At 71.9% G+C, this 20,283-nt stretch carries 19 protein-coding genes and 1 pseudogene; 7 read left to right on the forward strand and 13 right to left on the reverse strand.

Annotated elements, in window-relative coordinates; translation table 11 throughout:
* Positions 1–209: pseudogene (gene bchD / locus AC1DXK_RS24555) on the forward strand (magnesium chelatase subunit D); the annotation flags it as partial.
* A 31-nt stretch (positions 210–240) separates the two neighbouring features.
* On the opposite strand, the gene AC1DXK_RS24560 reads toward bchD, so the two are convergent.
* Complete coding sequence (locus tag AC1DXK_RS24560) at positions 241–387, reverse strand: hypothetical protein (protein WP_457105094.1); 147 nt, start codon at positions 385–387, stop codon at positions 241–243.
* Between the two features lie 210 nt (positions 388–597).
* Here AC1DXK_RS24560 and bchO point away from each other — a divergent pair, with 210 nt between their 5' ends.
* The 5 genes from bchO (at position 598) to AC1DXK_RS24585 (ending at position 6,073) form a co-directional block, all read left to right on the forward strand.
* Positions 598–1,497, forward strand: coding sequence for an alpha/beta fold hydrolase BchO (gene bchO, locus AC1DXK_RS24565; protein WP_457105095.1), 900 nt, complete (start codon positions 598–600; stop codon positions 1,495–1,497).
* A 110-nt stretch (positions 1,498–1,607) separates the two neighbouring features.
* Positions 1,608–2,393, forward strand: coding sequence for a gamma-glutamyl-gamma-aminobutyrate hydrolase family protein (locus AC1DXK_RS24570; protein ID WP_457105096.1), 786 nt, complete (start codon positions 1,608–1,610; stop codon positions 2,391–2,393).
* 296 nt (positions 2,394–2,689) lie between these two features.
* On the forward strand, positions 2,690–3,442 hold the full coding sequence (gntA, locus tag AC1DXK_RS24575; RefSeq protein ID WP_477299366.1) for a guanitoxin biosynthesis heme-dependent pre-guanitoxin N-hydroxylase GntA: 753 nt from the start codon (positions 2,690–2,692) through the stop codon (positions 3,440–3,442).
* 60 nt (positions 3,443–3,502) lie between these two features.
* A complete protein-coding gene (locus tag AC1DXK_RS24580) occupies positions 3,503–4,102 on the forward strand; it encodes a DUF1989 domain-containing protein (RefSeq protein WP_457105098.1) in 600 nt (199 codons plus the stop codon).
* A 231-nt stretch (positions 4,103–4,333) separates the two neighbouring features.
* Positions 4,334–6,073 carry a methyl-accepting chemotaxis protein gene (locus tag AC1DXK_RS24585; RefSeq protein WP_457105099.1) on the forward strand — a complete coding sequence of 580 codons (1,740 nt, stop codon included), beginning with the start codon at positions 4,334–4,336 and terminating at the stop codon, positions 6,071–6,073.
* Between the two features lie 44 nt (positions 6,074–6,117).
* On the opposite strand, the gene AC1DXK_RS24590 is transcribed toward AC1DXK_RS24585, so the two are convergent.
* From AC1DXK_RS24590 to AC1DXK_RS24600, 3 genes are read right to left on the reverse strand one after another with little or no spacing between them, the layout of a single operon-like run.
* Positions 6,118–7,371, reverse strand: coding sequence for a cytochrome P450 (locus AC1DXK_RS24590; protein WP_457105100.1), 1,254 nt, complete (start codon positions 7,369–7,371; stop codon positions 6,118–6,120).
* Positions 7,372–7,379: 8 nt separating this feature from the next.
* On the reverse strand, positions 7,380–8,651 hold the full coding sequence (locus tag AC1DXK_RS24595) for an NAD(P)/FAD-dependent oxidoreductase (RefSeq protein ID WP_457105101.1): 1,272 nt from the start codon (positions 8,649–8,651) through the stop codon (positions 7,380–7,382).
* Positions 8,651–8,896 (reverse strand): ferredoxin, encoded by a 246-nt coding sequence (locus AC1DXK_RS24600; protein WP_457105102.1) that lies wholly within the window; start codon positions 8,894–8,896, stop codon positions 8,651–8,653. The genes AC1DXK_RS24595 and AC1DXK_RS24600 overlap by 1 nt, the downstream gene beginning before the upstream one ends.
* Before the next feature lie 207 nt (positions 8,897–9,103).
* On the opposite strand from AC1DXK_RS24600, the gene AC1DXK_RS24605 reads away from it, so the two are divergent.
* Entirely contained in the window at positions 9,104–9,694 is a 591-nt protein-coding gene (locus tag AC1DXK_RS24605) for a hypothetical protein (RefSeq protein WP_477299367.1), read from the forward strand.
* Here AC1DXK_RS24605 and AC1DXK_RS24610 read toward each other — a convergent pair.
* From AC1DXK_RS24610 to AC1DXK_RS24650, 9 genes are all read right to left on the reverse strand, one after another.
* The gene (locus tag AC1DXK_RS24610; protein WP_457105104.1) at positions 9,661–11,433 is read right to left on the reverse strand and encodes a class I adenylate-forming enzyme family protein; all 1,773 of its coding nucleotides are present in this window, start codon (positions 11,431–11,433) and stop codon (positions 9,661–9,663) included. The two genes, AC1DXK_RS24605 and AC1DXK_RS24610, sit on opposite strands and share 34 nt — an antisense overlap.
* Complete coding sequence (locus AC1DXK_RS24615) at positions 11,430–12,200, reverse strand: SDR family NAD(P)-dependent oxidoreductase (RefSeq protein WP_457105105.1); 771 nt, start codon at positions 12,198–12,200, stop codon at positions 11,430–11,432. Before AC1DXK_RS24615 ends, AC1DXK_RS24610 begins: the two co-directional genes overlap by 4 nt.
* 169 nt (positions 12,201–12,369) lie before the next feature.
* Positions 12,370–13,146: an SDR family NAD(P)-dependent oxidoreductase gene (locus tag AC1DXK_RS24620; RefSeq protein ID WP_457105197.1), complete on the reverse strand. Its 777-nt coding sequence runs from the start codon at positions 13,144–13,146 to the stop codon at positions 12,370–12,372.
* 14 nt (positions 13,147–13,160) lie between these two features.
* Positions 13,161–14,219: a phosphotransferase family protein gene (locus AC1DXK_RS24625; protein WP_457105106.1), complete on the reverse strand. Its 1,059-nt coding sequence runs from the start codon at positions 14,217–14,219 to the stop codon at positions 13,161–13,163.
* Positions 14,216–15,451: an acyl-CoA dehydrogenase family protein gene (locus AC1DXK_RS24630; RefSeq protein ID WP_457105107.1), complete on the reverse strand. Its 1,236-nt coding sequence runs from the start codon at positions 15,449–15,451 to the stop codon at positions 14,216–14,218. The genes AC1DXK_RS24625 and AC1DXK_RS24630 overlap by 4 nt, the downstream gene beginning before the upstream one ends.
* Before the next feature lie 275 nt (positions 15,452–15,726).
* Positions 15,727–17,241, reverse strand: a complete 1,515-nt coding sequence (locus AC1DXK_RS24635; RefSeq protein WP_457105108.1) for an ATP-binding cassette domain-containing protein — start codon at positions 17,239–17,241, stop codon at positions 15,727–15,729.
* On the reverse strand, positions 17,238–18,158 hold the full coding sequence (locus tag AC1DXK_RS24640; RefSeq protein WP_477299368.1) for a branched-chain amino acid ABC transporter permease: 921 nt from the start codon (positions 18,156–18,158) through the stop codon (positions 17,238–17,240). The genes AC1DXK_RS24635 and AC1DXK_RS24640 overlap by 4 nt, the downstream gene beginning before the upstream one ends.
* A 208-nt stretch (positions 18,159–18,366) precedes the next feature.
* Positions 18,367–19,242 (reverse strand): branched-chain amino acid ABC transporter permease, encoded by an 876-nt coding sequence (locus AC1DXK_RS24645; RefSeq protein WP_457105110.1) that lies wholly within the window; start codon positions 19,240–19,242, stop codon positions 18,367–18,369.
* 18 nt (positions 19,243–19,260) lie between these two features.
* On the reverse strand, positions 19,261–20,283 hold a 1,023-nt coding region (locus tag AC1DXK_RS24650), incomplete at its 5' end, for an ABC transporter substrate-binding protein (RefSeq protein ID WP_477299369.1).

Consider the following 20,283-nt stretch of genomic DNA (forward strand, 5'->3'; position numbering starts at 1 on the left):
GGGGGGCGGGGGGCCGCGCCCGGGCGGGTACGGAGGCCCTGCAGGCGGCGCGCGCCGCGCGCGCCGCCGGGCTGCCGGCCCTGGTCGTCGATACCGGCACCCGGGGCGAGGAGGCCCGGGCGGTCGCCGACGCGATGGGCGCCCGCTACCTGAGGCTGCCGCGGGCCGAGGCCGGTCAGCTCAGCGCGGCGGTCCGGGCGGCGCTCTGAGCGCCGCGATGCCGCCGCTTGAGACGAGGCCTCAGAGGTCGCCGCCGATGCCGCTGTCGGCGAGGCGCTGGTGGTGGGCCAGCCAGGAGTTCAGCATATCGCGGACGAGGGCCTTGAAGCTCCAGCCGCCGGAGACCGGGGCGGCGATGTTCTGGGTCGAGGAGGTGAAGAGGATCATGGCCTTCTCCAAAGTCGGGGGTTGCGTCTTGGTCTTGTTCACCAGTGGTATGCCGCTGCTGTTGCGCCGCAGCAATCGACCTCTGCTCACCGGTGGCATGCGGTCGCCGCATAGGATTGTTCAGTGTTACGAAATACTTCCGGCCATGAACGATAGCACCGCCTTCGCCTCTCCGCGGTCCGGCCATACCGCAATGCGGGATACACGTGCATGCTGACCGGATTCGACGCGGACCGGCCCGACTGGGCCGTGGAGGGTCTGGACTGGCCCCACCGGGAGGCCAGCCGCTTCGTGGAGGCGGCGGGGCTGCGCTGGCACCTCCAGGAATTCGGGCGCCCGGAGGCCCCGACGCTGCTGCTCCTGCATGGGACTGGGGCGGCCACGCATTCGTGGCGCGGGCTGGCGCCGCTGCTCGGCCAAGCCTACTTCGTGATCGCCCCGGATCTGCCGGGCCACGGCTTCACGGATCCGCTGCCCGACGCCGACCTGTCCCTGCCCGGCATGGCCCGGGCCGTCGCGGGCCTCGTGGCGGCGCTCGACCGGCCGCCGGTCCTGGCGGCGGGCCACTCGGCCGGCGCGGCCGTGCTCGCCCGGATGTGCCTCGACGGCACCCTCGCGCCCCAGCTGCTGGCGGCCTTCAACGGCGCCCTGGCGCCACTGCCGGGGGCGGCCAACCTGCTGTTTCCCAGCATGGCGCGCCTCCTGTTCCTCAACCCCTTCACGCCCCGGATCTTCGCCTGGACGACGGACCGGTCCGCGGCCAAGCGGCTGATCGAGGGGACCGGCTCGCGCCTCGACCCGGAGGGTGTCGACCTCTATCGGCGGCTCTTCGCCCGGGCCGGCCATGTCCGCGGGGCGCTGGGCATGATGGCGAACTGGGATCTCGCCGGGCTGCACCGGGCGCTGCCCGGCCTCGAGACCCGGACCCTGCTGATCGTAGGCGGCGACGACAAGGCCATCCTGCCCGACACCGCCTTCGCCCTGCGGGACCGCCTGCCCGACGCCCGCGTCCGCCTGATCCGCGGGCTCGGCCACCTCGCGCACGAGGAGGCACCGGAGCGCGTGGCCGAGGTCTTCCGCGCGGAGGCGGCGGCCATCGGCCTGCCGTGATGCGGCCATACGCCCCCTGAGGGACTGGCGCCGGCCTTGCGTGGGTCGTAGAGCCTGCCCCGGGCCGTGCGAGCCCGTCCGAAATCCAGCCTTGAGGAGCAGCCGGGACGATGGCGAGACCCGTGATCGGCGTCATCGGCAACGCGCGCCTGATCGACAATCGGTTCCCGGCACAGATCGTCGGCGAGAACAACATGCAGGCGGTCGCCACGGTGGCCGGCGCCCTGCCGTTGATGTTCGCCGCCGCCCCGGCGCTGACCGACCTCGGCGACCTCTTGGAGACCGTGGACGGTGTCCTGCTCACCGGCGGCCGCGCCAACGTCCATCCGACCCGCTTCAAGGCCGCGCCCTGCCCGGCGCACGAGCCCTACGACGAGGCCCGCGACGCGGTGGCGCTGCCGCTGATCGAGGCCTGCGTGGCGCGCGGCGTGCCGCTGTTCGGCATCTGCCGCGGCTTCCAGGAGATGAACGTCGCCTTCGGCGGCAGCCTGCACCCGGAGATCCGCGATCTGCCGGGCCGGCTCAATCACCGCATGCCGCGCCTCGCCAACGGAGAGATCCACCCGGACCTCAAGGTGATCTTCGCCGACCGGCACGAGGTCCGCCTCACGCCGGGCGGTGCCTTCGCGCGCCTTCTGGACCGCGAGACGATCCGGGTGAACTCCCTCCACGGCCAGGGAATCCTGGAGCCGGGCGGACGGATCGTGATCGAGGGCGTCGCCGAGGACGAGACGGTCGAGGCGATCCGCATTCGCGACGCGGCGGGCTTCGCCCTCGGCGTCCAATGGCATGCCGAGCACGATCCGGCGACCAACCCGATCAACCGGGCGCTGTTCGAGGCCTTCGGGGCGGCCGCGGCGGGGCGGCGCCGGGCGCGGTCGGCCGGGCCGCGTTGATCGCCGCCCGCGCCGCATAGGTCCCCAGTCGTGGCGGCGCGGGCAGCAGATGAGCCCTGTCCCGCGCCCGGCAGGTCGAGTCGTTCTCGTCTTAACCTATGTTGATCCAAGGCCTCTGATGCGCGGAATATTGCGCCGATGCCCGGAAAAAACTTGGTTTTGCACCGTCTAATTCACGACATCCCCGGACGACCTGTCGCAGGACGGAACAGCCGTCTTCCGATGGTGTTGCTGGAGTCCCGACAGGCGGCAGCCTCGCGACGCTGCAGACCGCACAGATAACGGGCAGGATCCCCATGCAGCTTCCCCGCGATGACCGAGAGCACCCGCGTGCCGAGGCCTTCCGCGCCTTCATCCGGAACCCGCCCTTCCCCTGCGTGGGCGCCAAGTCGGCGCTGTCCCGCGGACGGATGCGGATCGTGGTGGCCCGGGACATCGCTTCGGGCTGGGACGACATGCGGATCTACCCGGCATTGCTCGCCTTCGTGGCCCAGTATCGGGAAGACCCGGACCTGTTCCAGAGTTTCGCGGTCGTGTTCGAGGGTCCGGGTGACCTTTCGGAGGAGGATTTCGAGCGGTCCCTCTGGGCGCGGGCGCAATCCCTGACCGACAAGGATGCCTGGCTCGRCCAGCCCCACGATGCCCGCGTGGCGGACGATCCCGACAACCCGCATTTCTCCTTGAGCTTCGGAGGTGAGGCCTTCTTCGTGGTCGGACTCCATCCGCAGGCCAGCCGGCCGGCACGGCGCTTCTCGTCCCCGGTGCTGGTCTTCAACCTGCACGCCCAGTTCGAGCGTCTGCGCGCAGAGGGGCGCTACGAGAAGCTGCGCGCCTCGATCCTGGAGCGCGATGAAGCCCTGGCCGGAAGCCGGAACCCGATGCTGGCGCGCCACGGCGAGGCCTCGGAGGCGCGCCAGTACAGCGGCCGCGTGGTCGATGACGCGTGGCGCTGCCCGATGAAGGGCCGACCGGATCCGGCCCCCGAGGCCGATACCTGGCATCCACCGGGCTTTCTGCTGGACACGACCCTGCCGGGAACCGGCGCCTGAGCCGGATTCAGAGACGGACTCAACGGTTCAGCGTAGAGACGGGGCAGAGCGAGGACGGCGATGACGAACCCAACGGACGTTCAGCGGATCGAACCGCGCTCGGGCGTCGCCTTCACCCTCGGCCGGGGCCAGCGCCTCACGGTGATCGACCCGTGCGGCGAGCAGGTGGCCGACCTCGTCGCCTACAACCGCCACGACACGGGCGAGGTGATCTCGTCGGGCCGGACCCTCGACTATGCGAGCCGGATCTACCTGACCACCGGCGACCCGCTCTACTCGAACCGGTCGAACATCCTGCTGCGGATCGTCGAGGACACGGTGGGGCGGCACGATTTCCTGCTGACCCCGTGCTCGGCCGACACGTTCCGCATCCTCTACGGGGACGCGAACCCGCATCACGGCTGCTTCGGCAATCTCGCCGCGGCGCTCGCCCCCTACGGCATCGCGCCGGACGCCATCCCAGTGGCCTTCAACTGCTTCATGAACGTGCCGATCGACGGCACGACCGGAGTACTCACCGTGGCGCCCCCCCTCAGCCGGGCGGGGGACCGGATCGCGTTCGTGGCCGAGACCGACCTGATCATCGGACTGACGGCCTGTTCGGCCCTGCAATCGAACAACGGCAGCTTCAAGCCGATCCACTACGACGTCGCCGGATAAGACCGTGCCGCGACAAGTCCCGGCCCAACCGGCCCGGCGGCAAAACTGATCCATGTAAATCTATACAGTCGATGGAAGCACCAAACCATGGAAGCGCTATTCGCTTCCGTATGTACGGCTTCAGATCGACGTGTTCGCGATTTTCTAACGCACCGTCACGATTCTGGCTCGGTGCAGCGTCGGCGGCGATCCCGCCCGGCCGGCTGCAGATGCCAGCCTTCCGGTGGTCGGATGATCCCCACGCAGACACACCGCCCCGCCGTCGACCCGGTCGCGGCGGGGCGCCGCCTCACGAACCTCGGCCTGCGCCACAAGCTCATGGCCGTCATGGCCCTGGTGGTGGTGGCCGTCGGGGCACTCAGCGGCCTGAACTACCTCGATACCCGGACCTCGGCCCTTGAGGACCCCGCCCTCATGACGAAGCGCCTCACCGAGGTGGCGCAAAGCCTGCTGGTCCACTACGCGGCGCAGGCCGATGCCGGCCAGATGACCCGCGATGCGGCGCAGAAGGCCGCCCTCGCGGCGATCACCGCCCTGCGCTTCGGCAACGAGGACTACTTCTTCGTCCTCGATTCGGACGTCCGGCTGATCGCCAACGCCTACAACGCCAAGAACGTCGGCAAGCCGATGCAGGACCAGACCGATGTCCCCGGCGGCAAGCGCTACTTCGCCGAAATGGTCGAGACCGCCAAGCGCGACGGATCCGGCTTCGTCGATTACCTGAAGCCGCGCGCCGGCGGGACCGTGCCGGTGGAGAAGGTCGCGAGCGTGCAGATGTTCAAGCCCTGGGGCTGGATCGTCGCCACGGGCCTGTACCGGGACGACGTGCAGGCGGCCGTGCGCGACCGGGCGATGACCGCCGGGCTCTGGTCCGCCGGCTTCGCCCTGCCGATCCTGGCGCTGCTCCTGATGATCGGCAACAGCCTGTCCCGCCCGATCACCCGCCTGACCGCGGCGATGCGCGGCCTCGCGAATGGCGACCTCGCCGTGCCGGTGGCGGATCAGGGGCGCGGCGACGAGGTCGGCGCCATGGCCCGCGCCGTCCAGGTCTTCAAGGACGCCCTGATCGCCAAGCGCGCGGCCGATGCGGCGGCCCCGGCGGAGAGCGTGGCGAAGATGCGCCGGGCGCAGATGCTCGATGCGGTGACCGCGCGGTTCGACGCGCAGGTCGGTGCGCTGACGCAGGGCCTGTCCTCGGCCGCGGTGGAGATGGAGGCGACCGCCCAGGAGATGACCCGCACGGCGGCGCGGACCAGCGAGCAGTCCGTGCGGGTGAGCACGACCTCGGAGCAGACGTCGAGCAACGTCCAGACCGTGGCGGCCGCCAGCGAGGAGATGTCGGCCTCGATCCAGGAGATCGCGGCCCGCGTCGCCCAGTCCTCCGCGATGGCCGACCGGGCCAGCACCGACGTCGCCCGCACGAACGACCTCATTCAGGTCTTGTCCCGGGGCACGGACCAGATCAGCGAGGTGATGGGCCTGATCGCCGGCATCGCCGGACAGACCAACCTGCTGGCGCTCAACGCCACCATCGAGGCGGCGCGGGCCGGGGAGGCCGGGAAGGGCTTCGCCGTGGTCGCCGGCGAGGTGAAGGCCCTGGCGTCCCAGACCGCCCGGGCGACCGAGACCATCGCCACGCAAATCGCATCGATCCAGACCGAGACGCGGCAGGCCGCCGAGGCGATGCGGACGATCGGGGGGGCGATCGACGAGATGCGCACGGTGGCGCTCAGCGTGGCCGCCGCCATGGAGGAGCAGGGCGCGGCGACGGACGAGATCGTCCGGAACGTCACGCAGGCCGCGGAGGGGACGCAGGCGGTCAGCCACGACATCGCCGACGTGCGCAAGGCCGCCGGCGAGACGGGAGCGGCCTCCAGTCAGGTCCTGACCGCCGCCCAGGAGCTGGCCCGGTACTCCACGAGCCTCGGCCAGGAGGTGACGACGTTCCTCGCCGCGGTCAAAGCGGCCTGAGCCTCGCCCCGGGCCGCCGACCTCCGGCGACGGCCGGCCGCGGGTCAGGCGATCCCGTCGATCGCCACCCGCAGGTGCTCCGGCCCGCGCAGGGCCGCCCCCGGCCGGTAGGGCGGCGGGTCCTCGATCAGGCGCGGCGCCTTCAGCCGAGACGCCAGGGCGGTCAGCGCCGCCTCGGCCTCGAACCGGGCGAGCGGCGCGCCGACGCAGTAATGCAGGCTGCCGCCGAAGCCGAGATGGCGGATGCCGGCACGGTCCGGGTCGAACCGGTCGGGATCCGGGAAGACGGCCGCGTCGCGGTTTCCGGCGGCCAGCAGCAGGACGAGGTCGGCGCCCGCCGGGATCGTCACGCCCGCGATGTCGATGGCCGAGAGCGTCCGGCGGGTCCGGAACTGCACCGGCGGCTCGTAGCGCAGCAGCTCCTCGATCAGCCGTGGGGCTCGGAGTGGATCCCGGCGCAGGCGCTCCAGCTCGTCGGGATGCCGGAGCAGGGTCAGCAGACCGTTGGTGATCAGGTTCACGGTGGTCTCGTGCCCGGCCACGAGCATCAGGATCGACGTGGCGATGAGGTCGTAATCGCCCATCTTCACGCCCGCCGGGGTGGCGTGGTTGGCAAGCCCCGAGAGCATGTCGTCCTGCGGGTGCCTGCGCTTCTCCTTGATCAGGTCGCCCATGTAGCCCCCGATCGCGTCGAAGGTCCGGCTGTTCTCGGCACGGATCTCGGGGTCGGACAGGCTGTCGGGTTCGAGGGCGGTAGCGAGCTGCGTCGCCCAGCCGTGGAACTTCGCCTCGTCCTCCCGGGGCACGCCGAACAATTCGCAGATCACCGTCACGGGCAGCGGGTAGGCGAGGTCGTCGACCGCGTCGATCTCCCGGGCGCCGCACTTCTCATTCAGTAGATCGGCCACCAGCCGCTCGGAGCGCGCGCGCATCGTTTGGACGCGCGCGTGGCTGAACTGGTGCATCACCGCCGAGCGCAGGGCGTCGTGGTCCGGCGGGTCGCGGAAGATGAAGACCCGGTGCCGGTCCATCATCCAGTCCTTGAGGGGCTTCACGATCAGGTCGGTGAGGGGATTGCCGGTGCGCGGCCGGTCGGCCGGCGGCAGGGTCTCGGAGCTGACCCGCGGGTCCTGCAGGAGGCTCGCGATGGTGCCGTAGGTCGCCGCCACCCAGGTGCCGTCCGCGGTGCCGTCGTCCTGGCGGGAGACGGGGTGCTCCCGCAGCTTCGCGTAGACGGGATATGGATTCGCGCGGTTGGCGAAATCCTTGACCTGATCGAGGAGGCTGGCGTCGGGCATGGGTCTCCTCAGAAGAAGCCCGGCTCGAGGACCGCGATGTCCTTCGGCCGGTCGGTCGCGGCGTCCCGCGGGGGAAACGGTGCCCCTGCGGCGACCAGCTCGGCATGGGCCGGCAGCCAGCGGGCCGAATCCACCGACACCGCCGCGATGCAGCGGCCCGCACGGCCATAGACCGCGACGAAGCGGCCGGACGCCGGATCGCCCTGCGTGACGGCCACCGCGTCGGCGCCCTCGGTCAGGCCGGCGGACTTCACCACCAGGTCGCCCTGCGTCGACCAGAAGGTCGGCAGGGCGCCGTAGGGCACCCCGGTCGGCGCTCCGGCGAGCAGCCGGCCCGCATGGACGCCCTGCGCCACCGCGTGGCTCCAGTGCTCCAGGGCGACGCGCCGGCCGCCGTAGAGCGGGTGCGGAAACCGCGCGACGTCCCCGGCCGCGGCGATGCGCCGGTCGGGTCGTCCATCGGTATCGAGGACGTGGCCGTCCCCGTCGCAATCGACGCCGCCCGGATCCGCCGAGAGGCCGGCCCCGTCGAGCCACTCGGTGTTGCGCACGGCGCCGAGGGCGATCACGGCGACGTCGGCCTCGATGCGGCCGCCGTCGACGAGGTGCGCGCGCACCAGTCGGCCCCCCGCGTCCTCCAGCCACTCGACCTCGCTGCCGGAGCGCAGCTCGACGCCGCGCCCGGCGTGGATAGCGCCGATGAAGGCCCCGACGGCGGCGCCGAGGATGCGGGCCAACGGCGTCGGGCCGGGCTCCACGAGGGTGACGGGCAGGCCGAGCTGCCGGCACAGGCTCGCGACCTCGCAACCGATGAAGCCGGCGCCGATCACCAGCACGCGCTTCGGGCCGGCGGCGAGGGCGCGCCGCAGGGCGGCGGCGTCGTCCCGCCCGCGCAGGGTGAAGACGCCGGCAAGCCGGCCCTCGTGCGGGTTCGGCCAGGGACGGGCACGGGTGCCGGTGGCGATGAGTAGGCGGTCGTAGGGCAGGACGCGCCCGTCCGCGAGACGGACGGTGCAGGCCTCCCGGTCGAGGCCGACGGCCGGGTTGCCGAGATGCCAGTCCGCGGCGAGGCTGCGGCTGCCCGGCAGGGTCGTGGCGTCCGCCGGGATGGCCCCGGTCAGGACGTGCTTCGAGAGGGGCGGCCGGTCATAGGGGCGACAAGGCTCGTCGCCGACGATCGTGAGCGGGCCGGCGAACCCCGCCGCCCGCATAGCCTCGGCGCCGCGCAGGGCCGCGAGGCCGGCCCCCACCACGAGGACACGCCCGGAGGTCTGCGCCATCAGGCGCCCTGCTCCGGATCCTCGACCCGGATCGCCTGAACCGGGCAGGCGACGCGCGCCCGCTCGATGTCGTCCCGGTCCCGCGCGGCGGGCGCAGGATCGTAGAACAGGGCCTCATGGCCGTCGATGCGGAAGTGCCGTGGCGCCGCATAGCAGCATTGGGCGTAGGCCTGGCACAAGTTGAGGTCGACGCTCACCCGCAGGCCGGGCGGGGGGCCGGAAGACGCATCGGCAGGGGTGGACATGGTCAGCCAACCGCGCACGCGGCCGCGGGTTCCGCGGGTCGCCGCGAACCGCCCCGTGTCCGACGGGATCGGGGTGTCATCGGTATTAAACGTGTTTCGGCGATCTTCGTGGAAATGGATCGACGGAATTCCCCTGCGCGGCGGTTCGATCTATTGTCGCACCGCCCCGCGGATCCGTCCGAACCGCCGCGATTTCAGGAGTGCGCCATGCCGTACGGTGCGCGAACGAGCCTCGCCGCCTTCATCCTGGTCCTCGGCCTCGGGGGCGCCTCCGCCGAGCCCGCGGCCACGACCTGGACGGACCCGCCGGCCCACAAGCCGGCCGCCGAGACAGCGCCGGCCGCGGGTCGGAAGGCCGTCGCACCGGTGCCGGCCGTATCGACCCCCGCCGCCGCATCGTCGGACATCAAGACGACGCCGGCCAGGCGGAAGGCCGTCGCGGCGCGGCCCGCCCGCGAGCGGACGGTGGCCCGCAGCCGGTCACCGGTCGCGAAGCGGATGGCCGCTACGCCGCGCCGCGCCCGCGTCGCAGCGACGCGGGTCCGGACGATCCGCAGAGCCCCGCAGGTCGCCGCCGCCGCACCGCCCCCGCCGCCCACGGAGGGCTACGCCCGCTACCGGGCCTACGGCTATGGGCCGGGCTATGGCGAGGCGCCCGGCTATGCCGATGATCGCCTCGACCGCCTGAGCAGCGCACAGGCCGCCGGCTACCTCGTGGTCCACCGCCGGACGGTGCAGTTCCCGGACGGCCGGACCCTGCGGGTCTACCGGCCCGACGACGGGGGCGAGCCGTTCTGAGCTGAGGCCTCCGCGAACACCGTCCGCAGGGGCGCCCGCAGGATCTTCCCGGCCGGGTTGCGCGGCAGCAGCCCGTCCCAGATCACGATCCGCACCGGCACCTTGAACGCCGCGAGCCGCTCGGCCGCGAAGGCGCGGATCTCCGCGGCGCCGGTGCTCGCCCCCTCCGCCAGCGTCACGATGGCACCCGGCTCCTCCCCGAGGGTCGGATGGGGCACCGGCAGCACCACGGCGTCGATCACGTCCGGATGGGCGAAGAGGGCGTTCTCGACCTCGCAGCAATAAATGTTCTCGCCGCCGCGGATCAGCATGTCCTTGATCCGGTCGACGATGGTCAGGAAGCCCTCCGCGTCGACGCGGGCGAGGTCGCCGGTGCGCAGCCAGCCCTCCGAGAACGTCTCGGCGGTGGCCTTCGGGTCCTCCCAGTAGCCGCGGACGACGTTCGGCCCCTTCACGCAGAGTTCGCCGACGCAGCCCGGCGGCAGGTCGTCCCCGAGGGGATCGACGATCCGCACCTCGCAGACCGGCAGGGGCGGCCCGCAGGAATCGGGATGGGCGAGGTAATCCTCGCCCTGGTGATGGGTGAAGGTCGCCGAGGTCTCGGTCATGCCCCAGCCGGTCCCGGGGACGACCCGGGGCAGGGCCTCGCCCAGCGCCCGCACGAGGTCGCCGGCGGCCGGCGCACCGCCATAGGTGACGCCCTCAAGGGTCGGCAGCGGCCGGCCGGCCTCCCGGGCGGCCGTGGCGAGCTGCCACGCGATGGTCGGCACCCCGCCCGCGCTGGTGCAGCCCTCGGCCTCGATCAGGTCGAGGGCCGCGTGCGCGTCCCAGCGGTGCATCATCACCAGCCGGTGGCCGCCGTAGAGCGCCGCCCCGAGGCTCGCGTGGCAGCCGGTGACGTGGAACAGCGGGATCACCAGCAGCGCCGCCCGCTGCGGCGCGGACGGGTCGGGCTTGGGCGGGCTCTCGCCCCGGCGCAGGGCGCTGCGCGCCGCCGAGTATGGATAGGCCATCACCGTGGTGGCGGCCGCCCGGTGGGTGCCGACCGCACCCTTCGGATGGCCGGTGGTGCCCGAGGTGTAGAACAGGGTCGCGTCGTCCTCGGGATCGAGGGCGATGTCGGGCAGGGCTCCGTCGGGCAGGTTCGCCCAGTCCTGCACCGGGCCGACGATGTCGGAGAGCGGGACCGTCCGGGGATCGGGCTCCATCCGGGTGGTGAAGATCCGTTCCGGGGCCGGGCCTTCGGCGAGGTGCGGAGCGATCCGGGCGAAGCGCTCGCCGTCGGCGATCAGCACCCGCGCCCCGGAATGCCGGAGCCCGTAGGCGAGTTCCGGACCGGTCCACCACGCGTTGAGCGGCGTCGCGATCGCGCCGGCGAGCAGGGCGCCGAAGTAGCTCACCGGCCATTCGGGCAGGTTGCGCATCGCGATGGCGACGCGGTCGCCCTTCCGGATTCCGGCCGCCGCGAGCGCCCGCGCCAGGGCGATCGCCGCGCGGGAAAACCCCGTGAAGGTGACGCGCTCGTCGCGGTAGACCACGAAGGTCCGGTCTCCGTGCCCCTGGGCGATCCGGAACAGGTCGCGCAGGGTCGGCGGGGCCTTCACCCAGATCCGGGTCGGCACGCCCCGGATCGCGACCGTGGCGATCTCGAAGGGCGCGCCCCGGCCGGTGAGCCGCGCCTCGGCGTCGCGGAAGGGCAGGGCCGGCCAGCCGGCGGGAATGCGGGGATCGGGGCTCATCGGGCGATCGTCACCCCGCCGTCGACGACCAGCGCCTGGCCGGTGACGAACCGGCCCGCCGGGGAGGTGAGGAACACGGCGGCCCCCGCGATCTCGTCGGGCTCGCCGATCCGGCGCAGGGGGGCGGCGGCCGTGGTGGAGGCCAGCATCTCGGGATCCTCCCACAGGGCGCGGGCGAAATCGGTGCGGATCAGCCCCGGGCAGAGGCAGTTCACCCGGACATTGGCGGGTCCGTATTCCACCGCGTAGTTGCGGGCGAGCTGGAGGTCGGCGGCCTTGGAGACGTTGTAGGCGCCGATCACCGGCGAGCCCTTGAGCGCCCCGATCGAGGAGACGATGACGATCGCCCCGTCTCGCCGCGCGACCATGCCGGGGGCGACCATCTGGATCAGCCAGTGGTTCGACAGGACGTTGTTGTCCAGGATCTTCCGGAACTGGGCGTCCGAGATGTCGGCGAGGGGGCCGTAATAGGGGTTGCTGGCGGCGTTGCAGACCAGGACGTCCACGGGACCGAGCTGCCTTTCCGTCTCGGCAACGAGGGCCTCCAGCTCCGCCTTCACCGAGATGCTCGCCGGGATCGCCACGGCGCGGCCGGCCCCGTGGGCGGCCTCGACCTCGGCGACCACCGCCGCGCAGGCCTCGCGCTTGCGCGAGGAGATCACCACCCGGGCGCCGTGCTCGGCCATCCGCAGGGCGATCGCCCGGCCGATGCCCCGGGAGGAGCCGGTGACGAGGGCGACCTTGCCGGTCAGATCGAACAGGGACATGGCACAGCTCTGCTCTTGTTGGCGCGGCGCACAGGCACCGTCGCCATCTCCATGGCTCCGGTGCGCGCGCATCGGCCCCTGAAGTCCGCGACCGGCCCCCTCTCCCGTGCGGGAGAGGGGACCCGCGTTCCATCCGGCCGCCGAGGGTGTTGCCGGACGTCGCCCATCGTCAGTCCCCCGCCCGCATCGACCGGCGCAGGCGCGCCATACCGGCGAGCCAGCGGTCGGGATCCTCGGCCCGGCGGCGGGCGTATTCGGCCACCTGCGGGTGCGGCAGGATCAGGAAGCGCCCCGCCGCCAAGCCGTCGAGGGCGGCCTCGGCCACCGACTCCGGCGCCAGCACGCCGTCGCGGGCGGCGGCGCTGGCCGTCCCCAGCATGGCGGTGTCGACGCCCTGCGGGCAGAGGGCGGCGACCCGGATCCCGTCCTCGGCATGGGCGATGGCGAGGTGCTCCAGGAAGGCCAGCGCCGCGTGCTTGGTGGCCGCGTACGTGGCGCTGCCGATCTGGCTGAGCAGCCCCGCCGCCGAGACCGTGCCGAGGAACGCGCCCCCGCCCCGTCCGCGCCAGAGCGGGACCAGAACCCGCGCCGCGTGGACATGGCCCATGACGTTGGCCGCCCAGGACCGCGCCCAGCTCTCCGGATCCGCCGAGGTGGCGAGGTCCGGATCGGGATCGCGCTCCAGGATGCCGGCATTGGAGCAGTAGAGGGCGATGGGACCGATCTCGCGCTCGATCCGCGCGAGAACGGCGGCGACAGCCTCCGCATCGCCCACGTCGAGGGCATAGGCCTGTCCGCCGAGCCGGGCGGCTACGGCCTCCGCCCCGGTGCCGTCCCGGTCGAGGGCCACGATCGTCGCGCCGCGCGCCCGCGCGGCCCCGGCGAGGGCTTGGCCGATGCCCCGTGCGGCCCCCGTGACGGCGACGACGCGGCCGGCGAGGTCCACGGCGGGATCCATGCTCACGCCCCCGCCCGCTCGGCGAAGGACCAGGCCGCGGCGGCGAGCTTCGGCACCCGGGCCGCCATGGCGGCGGCGTGCTCGCTCGCGGCGTTGCCGGCCTTGGCGCGGGCCGCCACGCCCTGGAGGATGCCGACCAGCCGGAACAGGTTGTAGGCGAAGTACCAGTCGAGATCGGGCAGGGACGTCCGGTCCGCGGCCCGGCAGTAGAGCGCCACCGCCTCGTCCCGGGTGGGGATGCCGAGCGCCTGAAGGTCGAGGCCGCCGAGCCCGCTGCGCCCGTCGGCCGGCAGTTCCCACTGCATCAGCAGGTAGCTGAAATCGGCGAGCGGGTCGCCGAGCGTCGACAATTCCCAGTCGAGGACGGCGCCGACGCCGCCGTCGCGGGAGAAGATCAGGTTGTCGAGGCGGTAGTCGCCGTGGACGATGGCGGCGCCCTGCTGCTCGGGCACGGTCTTGGGCAGCCACGCGATCAGCCGCTCGACATCCTCCAGGCGCCCGTCCTCGGCGGCGCGGTACTGGCGGGTCCAGCGGTCGACCTGCCGGGCGAAATAGTTGCCGGGCCGTCCGTAATCGGCGAGCCCCGCCGCCTCCGGGTCGATGGCGTGGAGGCGCGCCAGCGTGGCGATCATGCCGGCATAGTGGCGGTGGCGGGCGTGGCGGTCGAGGCCCGGCAGGGCGCCGTCCCAGTGCACGGCGCCGTCCACCGCCTCCATCACGTAGAAGGCCGCGCCGATGACGTCCGGATCCTCGCACAGCGCGAAGGGGCGCGGCACCGGGAACCCCTCGCCGTAGAGGGCGCCGATCACCCGGAACTCGCGCTCCACCGCGTGCGCGGAGGGCAGCAGCGGCCCGAAGGGCTTTCGCCGCAGCACGTAGGCCTGGCCCGGCGTGTCGAGCCGGTAGGTCGGGTTCGACTGGCCGCCGCGGAACTGCTGCACCGTGAGCGGGCCGACGTAGCCGCGGATCTGCCCCTCCATCCAGGCGGCGAGTTTCGCCTCGTCGATCCGGTGGCGCGGCTCGACCGGCTTCAGGCCGGAGAAGACATCCGCGTCGCTCATGCGCCCTCGCGGGCATTGGTGTAGCGCCCGAATTCCAGCCGGGCGATCGAGCGGTTATGGACCTCGTCGGGTCCGTCGGCGAGCCGCAGGGTGCGAATATGCGCGTACATCCTGGCGAGCCCGAAATCCTCCGAGACCCCGGCCCCGCCATGGGCCTGGATCGCGTCGTCGATCACCTTCAGCGCCACCCGCGGCGCCGCGACCTTGATCATGGCGATCTCGAGCTTGGCGCCCTTGGCGCCGACCTTGTCCATCATGTCGGCGGCCTTCAGGCAGAGGAGGCGGGTCATCTCGATGTCGATCCGCGCCTCCGCGACCCGCTGCTCCCAGACCGATTGCTCGCTGATCCGCTTGCCGAAGGCGACCCGGGAGACAAGGCGGCGCGCCATGGCCTCCAGCGCCACCTCCGCGGCCCCGATGGTGCGCATGCAATGGTGGATGCGGCCCGGTCCGAGCCGGCCCTGCGCGATCTCGAAGCCGCGGCCCTCGCCGAGGATCAGGTTCCCGGCCGGCACTCGGACATTCTCCAGGACCACCTCGCCGTGGCCCTTGGGGGCGTCCTCGTAGCCGAAGACCGGCAGCAGGCGCGCGACGCGCACGCCCGGCGTGTCCATGGGCACCAGAATCTGCGATTGCTGCCGGTGGCGGGGCGCCTCCGGATCGGTCTTGCCCATCAGGATCGCGATCCGGCAGCGCGGGTCGCCGACGCCGGTCGACCACCACTTGCGGCCGTCGACGACGTAGTGGTCGCCGTCGCGGCGGATCGACGTGCTAATGTTGGTGGCGTCCGAGCAGGCGACCTCCGGCTCGGTCATCAGGAAGGCCGAGCGGATCGCGCCCGCCATGAGCGGCCGCAGCCACGTCTCCTTCTGGGCCGGGCTGCCGTAGCGGTGCAGCACCTCCATGTTGCCGGTGTCGGGCGCCGCGCAGTTGAAGCATTCCGAGGCGATCCCGACCCGGCCCATCTCCTCGGCGCAGAGCGCGTAGTCGAGGTTGGTCAGGCCGGCGCCGCGGTATTCCACGGTGTCGTGCTCGGGAGAGGGCGGCAGGAACAGGTTCCAGAGGCCCTCGGCCCGCGCCTTCTCCTTGAGCCGCTCCATCGTGGGGGAGGGGGCGGAACTCTCGGCGCGCTCCGCCGCGACCGCGCTGGCGGCAGGCAGGATCTCGGCGGCGATGAAGGCGCGGACGCGCCCGAGCCAGTGCGTCTGGGACTGGGAGAGATTGAAATCCAAGGCGTCCGCTCCCTAGGGTTTTTCCGATGGGTTAGCGCACCAAGCTTGCGCGAGCCGGGCTCCGCGTCTCTCCCTCCTCCTCTGCGGGCGAGGGTGGCCCCTGCGTCAGCAGGAGTCGGGAGAGGGGAGCGGCGCTTCCGAAGGGGGCGGAGCCTTCGTGACGGCCGCAGCAGCCCGGTCCTGCACCGTCGCGCTGCCCCTCTCCCGACCCCCTCCCGGGGGCCACCCTCCCTCCCAGAGGGGGGAGGGGGTTGCCGCGGCTCTGGATGCGCCCCTCACAGATAGGCCGATCCCATCTCGCTGGCGAAACGCTGCGGCGGTCCTTCCCACACGATCCGGGCCTGTTCCAGCACGTAGACCCGGTCGGCGTGGGGGAGCGCGAAGGTGACGTTCTGCTCGCCGAGCAGGACCGTGATCGGCGTGGTCTGCCGCAGCTTCTCCAGCGCCTTCGACAGCAGCTCCAGGATCACCGGGGCGAGGCCGAGCGTCGGCTCGTCGAGGATCAGGAGGCGCGGGCGCATCATCAGCGCCCGGGCGATGGTCAGCATCTGCTGCTCGCCCCCCGACAGGGTGCGGGCGGTCTGGCCCTCGCGGGCCTTGAGGATCGGGAACAGCTCGTAGAGCCAGTCGCGCTGCTTGGCGCTCTCGGCCTTCGGGAAATGCTGGCCGCCGAGGTCGAGGTTCTCGCGCACGCTGAGGTCGCCGAACAGCTCGCGGGTCTCGGGCACCTGGACGATGCCGGCCCGGGCGATGGCGGCGGGCTTCATCCGCGAGAGATCCTGGCCGTCAAACCGGATCGTGCCGGTATGCGGGACGAGGCCCGAGATCGCGTTGAACAGGGTGGTCTTGCCGGCCCCGTTCAGGCCGACCACCGAGACGAACTCGCCCTCGTGGACGTGGATCGCGGCGGAGCGCAGAGCCTGAGCCTTGCCGTAGAGCACGTCGACGTTCTCGACGGTCAACAGCGAGTCGGGCTTGAACGCAGCCTCGGGCCGGGCCGCCGTCTCGATGCTGCCGCCGAGATAGACCCGGCGCACGGTCGGGTCGGCCATCACCGACTCGGCCGAGCCCTCGGCGATGCGCTCGCCGAGATACATGGCGAAGACCCGGTCCACGAGGGCCGAGACGCTCTTCACATTGTGGTCGACGAGGAGCACGGCCTTGCCCTCGTCGCGGAAGCCGCGGATCAGCTCCGAGAAGGCCGCGACCTCGCCGCCGGTCAGGCCCGCGAAGGGCTCGTCGACCAGCACGACCCGCGGATCGCGGGCGATGGCCTTGGCGAGCTCCAGCCGGCGCAGGTCCGCGAAGGGCAGGGTTCCGGGGCGCCGGTCGGCCACGGCGCCGAGGCCGACGCGCTCGGCGATCTCGCGCGCGCGCTTGGCCACGTGCGGGTCGGCGGCCAGCCGGATCAGGCTGTCGGGCAGGAGCGCGAGGCTGATGTTCTCCAGCACCGTCTGCCGCTGAAGCGGGCGGGCGTGCTGGAACACGAGGCCGATCCCGGAGCGCGCCACCCGGTGGGCCGGCATCCCGCCGATCTCGGTGCCGTCGAGGCGGATCGAGCCGGCGCTCGGGCGCTCCAGGCCCATGATCAGCTTCATCACGGTGGACTTGCCCGACCCGTTCGGGCCGATCAGCCCGAGGATCTCCCCGGGCCGCAGGTCGAGGTCGATGTCCTTGACGGCGACGAGGCCGCCGAACCGCTTGGTCAGGCCGCGCACGGTGAGGCAGGGTTCGGCGGTCACGGCGGGGGCGACGGGCTGCAGCGGCGCGGGCCGCACGGCGACGGTCATCGCGCTCTCCGGAGGGATGCGAGGCCAAGCAGCCCCGACGGCACGAACAGGATCACGAGGAGCGCCACCGCGGAGACCACGAAGGTCGAAAGCACCCCGAGCGGCCGCAGCAATTCGCCCGCCGCGATCAGGAACAYGGCGCCCAGAGCCGCGCCCACGATGGTGCGCCGGCCGCCGAGCACCGCCGCGATGATCACCTGCACGCCCACCGCCGTGTCGATCAGCGTGCCGACCGAGGCGGTGCCCATGTAGAAGACCACCAGCCCGCCCGCGAGGCCCGAGAAGGCGGCGCTGACCGCGAAGGCCGCGAGCTTGTGCTTGGCGACGTTGAAGCCGAGCGCCCCGGTCACCACCGGGTCCTGGCCGGCGGCCTGGAGGATCAGCCCCGCGGGCGAGCGGGCGATGGCGGTGAGGATCAGGCCGGAGACCGCCATGAAGCCGAGCGCCAGCCAGTAGTTGGTGTCGGCGTCGATGGAGATGACGTCGGGCACGGTCAGGCCGATTTCGCCGCCGGTGAGGCCGGAGAAGACCACGATCATGTTCTGCAGGAGCAGAACCGCCACCAGGGTGATCAGGCCGAAATAGGGGCCACGGACCTTGAGCGCCGGCAGCGCCAGGGCGAGGCCGCCGACGACGGCGAGCAAGGTGCCGGCCGCGAGGCACCAGGGGATCGGCAGTTCGTAGCGGTTGTTGAGGATGCCGGCGCCGTAGGCCCCGAGGCCGATCAGGAAGGTCGGGCCGAAATTCACCTCGCCGGCGAAGCCGAAGAGCAGGTCCCAGGCCATCGCGAACACGCCGAAATAGTAGGCGATGGTCAGGAGGCCGAGGATGTAGCCGGAGACCCACCAGGGCAGGGTGGCGGCGGCCAGGACGGCGAGGATCGCGATCCATAAGCCGGGGGTGGTGAGGAGCTTCATGGATGAGCCAGACCAGGATCGACCATTACGAATCCGATTGCCCGGTGCGGTACGGACAAGGCGGGGGTCCCCTCTCCCGAGCGGGAGAGAGACAGGGTGAGGGTCGAGTACGATCCGGAGTGGGCGCATCCCWCACCCCAACCCTCTCCCGAGCGGGAGAGGGGGCAGGTCGCGCGACCAGGGGTCACTTGGATGCCGAGCCCGCGCATCACCGCCGCCCAAGCAGGCCCTGCGGGCGCAGGTACATGACCGCGACCAGCAGCAGCAGCGCCGGAATCACCCGGTAGGCGGGCGAGATCAGGTAGGCGGTGGCGGTCTCGAGGTAGCCGACCACGTAGGCGGCGATCAGCGAGCCAGTGACCGACCCCAGGCCCCCCAGCACCACGATCGAGAAGGCGCTCGCGGTGAGCGGCCCCACCGAGTACGAGGAGACGCCCAGGAACATCCCGAGCAGCACCCCGGCGATGCCGGCGAGCAGCCCGTAGATCGCCCAGACCGCCACGTAGATCTTCCCCATGTCGTGGCCGAGCAGCGTCACGCCCCGCGGGTTCATGGAGGCGGCGAGCAGGACCTTGCCGGCCCGCGCCCGGTTCACGAACAGCCACAGCAGGGCGATCACCACCCAGCAGATCACCGCCGTGAAAATCTCGTTCTTCGGCGTTCGCACCCCGGCGATCTCGATCACCCCCTCGACGATCGGCAAGACCGTCTTGGGATTGTCGGTGAAGAAGTAGGCCACCAGCTCCTGGATCATGATGCCCCAGAGCAGCGTGCCGGTGAGCACGAAGATCTCCTTCTCCTCCCTGGGGATCGCCTTGCTGCGCTCGATCGGCGCGACGATGGCGAAGTAGGTGACCAGGGCGCCGACGAGCCCGCACAGCACGCCGATCACCGCCCCCGCATAGGAGCCGAGTCCGAACAGCGCGGAGGCCGCCCAGGCCGCCACCGCGGCCATGACCATCAGCGCCCCGTGCGTGAGGTTGAGGACGCCCGAGACCCCAAAGATCAGGGTGAAGCCCATCGCGCCGAGCGCATAGAGGGCCGAGATGGCGAAGCCGTCGACGAGAATCTGGAGGCCGATCACCGCGCTGCCCGCCCCGGCCTACTGCACGGCCGGCTTGACCGCGGGCGGCAGGACCATGGTCCCGTTCGCCGTCGCCGCCGGCCAGATCGCCACCTGCTTGCCGTTCTGCCACTGCCCGAGCACGCTGGTCATCAGGCCGGGGCCGTACTGGATCGAGTGGGTGAACGGCTCGTCCTTGCCGTAGAACTTCAGGTGCCCGACGGTGCCGACCCAGTCGGTCTTCTCCAGGGCATCGACGAGCTTGTCGGCCTCCGTGGAGCCGGCCCGCTTGATCGCCTCCGCGGTGTAGTAGACGGCGTCGTACGCCATGTAGCCCGCGTAGGAAGGCGCGCCGCCGAAGCGCTTGGTGAAGGCGTCGGCGAACGGGATCGTCTTCTCGGTGAGCGCCACGCCCGGCAGCGCCACGCTGTCGAACAGCACGCCCTGCGTGCCGCCGTTGGTGTTGGCCCAGAAGGTCGAGGAGGTGGCTTGGCCGCTGATGCCGGTCATGGCGATCGGCACCTGCTGGTTCTGCCACTGCACCGTCGGCTGCACACCGACATGGGCGATGCCGGTGACGATCAGGTCGGGCTTGGCCGCTTCGATCTTGTTGTAGATCGGCGTGAAGTCGCCCGTGTCCGGCGAGAAGCGGACATGCTCCACCACCTTCAGCCCGGATCTCGGCAGGCACTCCTCGTAGGCGGCGTCTAGCGGCCGGGTCCAGGCCGCGTCCTCGCTCATGATCGCCGCGGTCTTGGCCTTGAGCGTCCCGACCAGCACCTCCTTGGCCGAGTCGCAGACCGCCTGCGCCAGGGCGTGCGAGGTCAGGTAGCCGTGGAAGGTGTACTTGTTGCGGGCGTAGTCCTTGTGGACGTTGACGCTGATCTCGTTGGAGGCGGCGCCGGGGGTGATCATCGGCGTCTTGAGCCGGGCCGCCCAGGGCATCAGCGCCAGCACCACCTCCGAGATGTAGCTGGCGATGACGAGGTTGACCTTGTCCTCCGAGACCGCCCGCTGGAAGGCGCGGACCGCGTCGGAGGCGGAACTCTTGTCGTCGTAGGT

It is taken from the genome of Methylobacterium sp. P3_A11 (genome assembly GCF_056403155.1).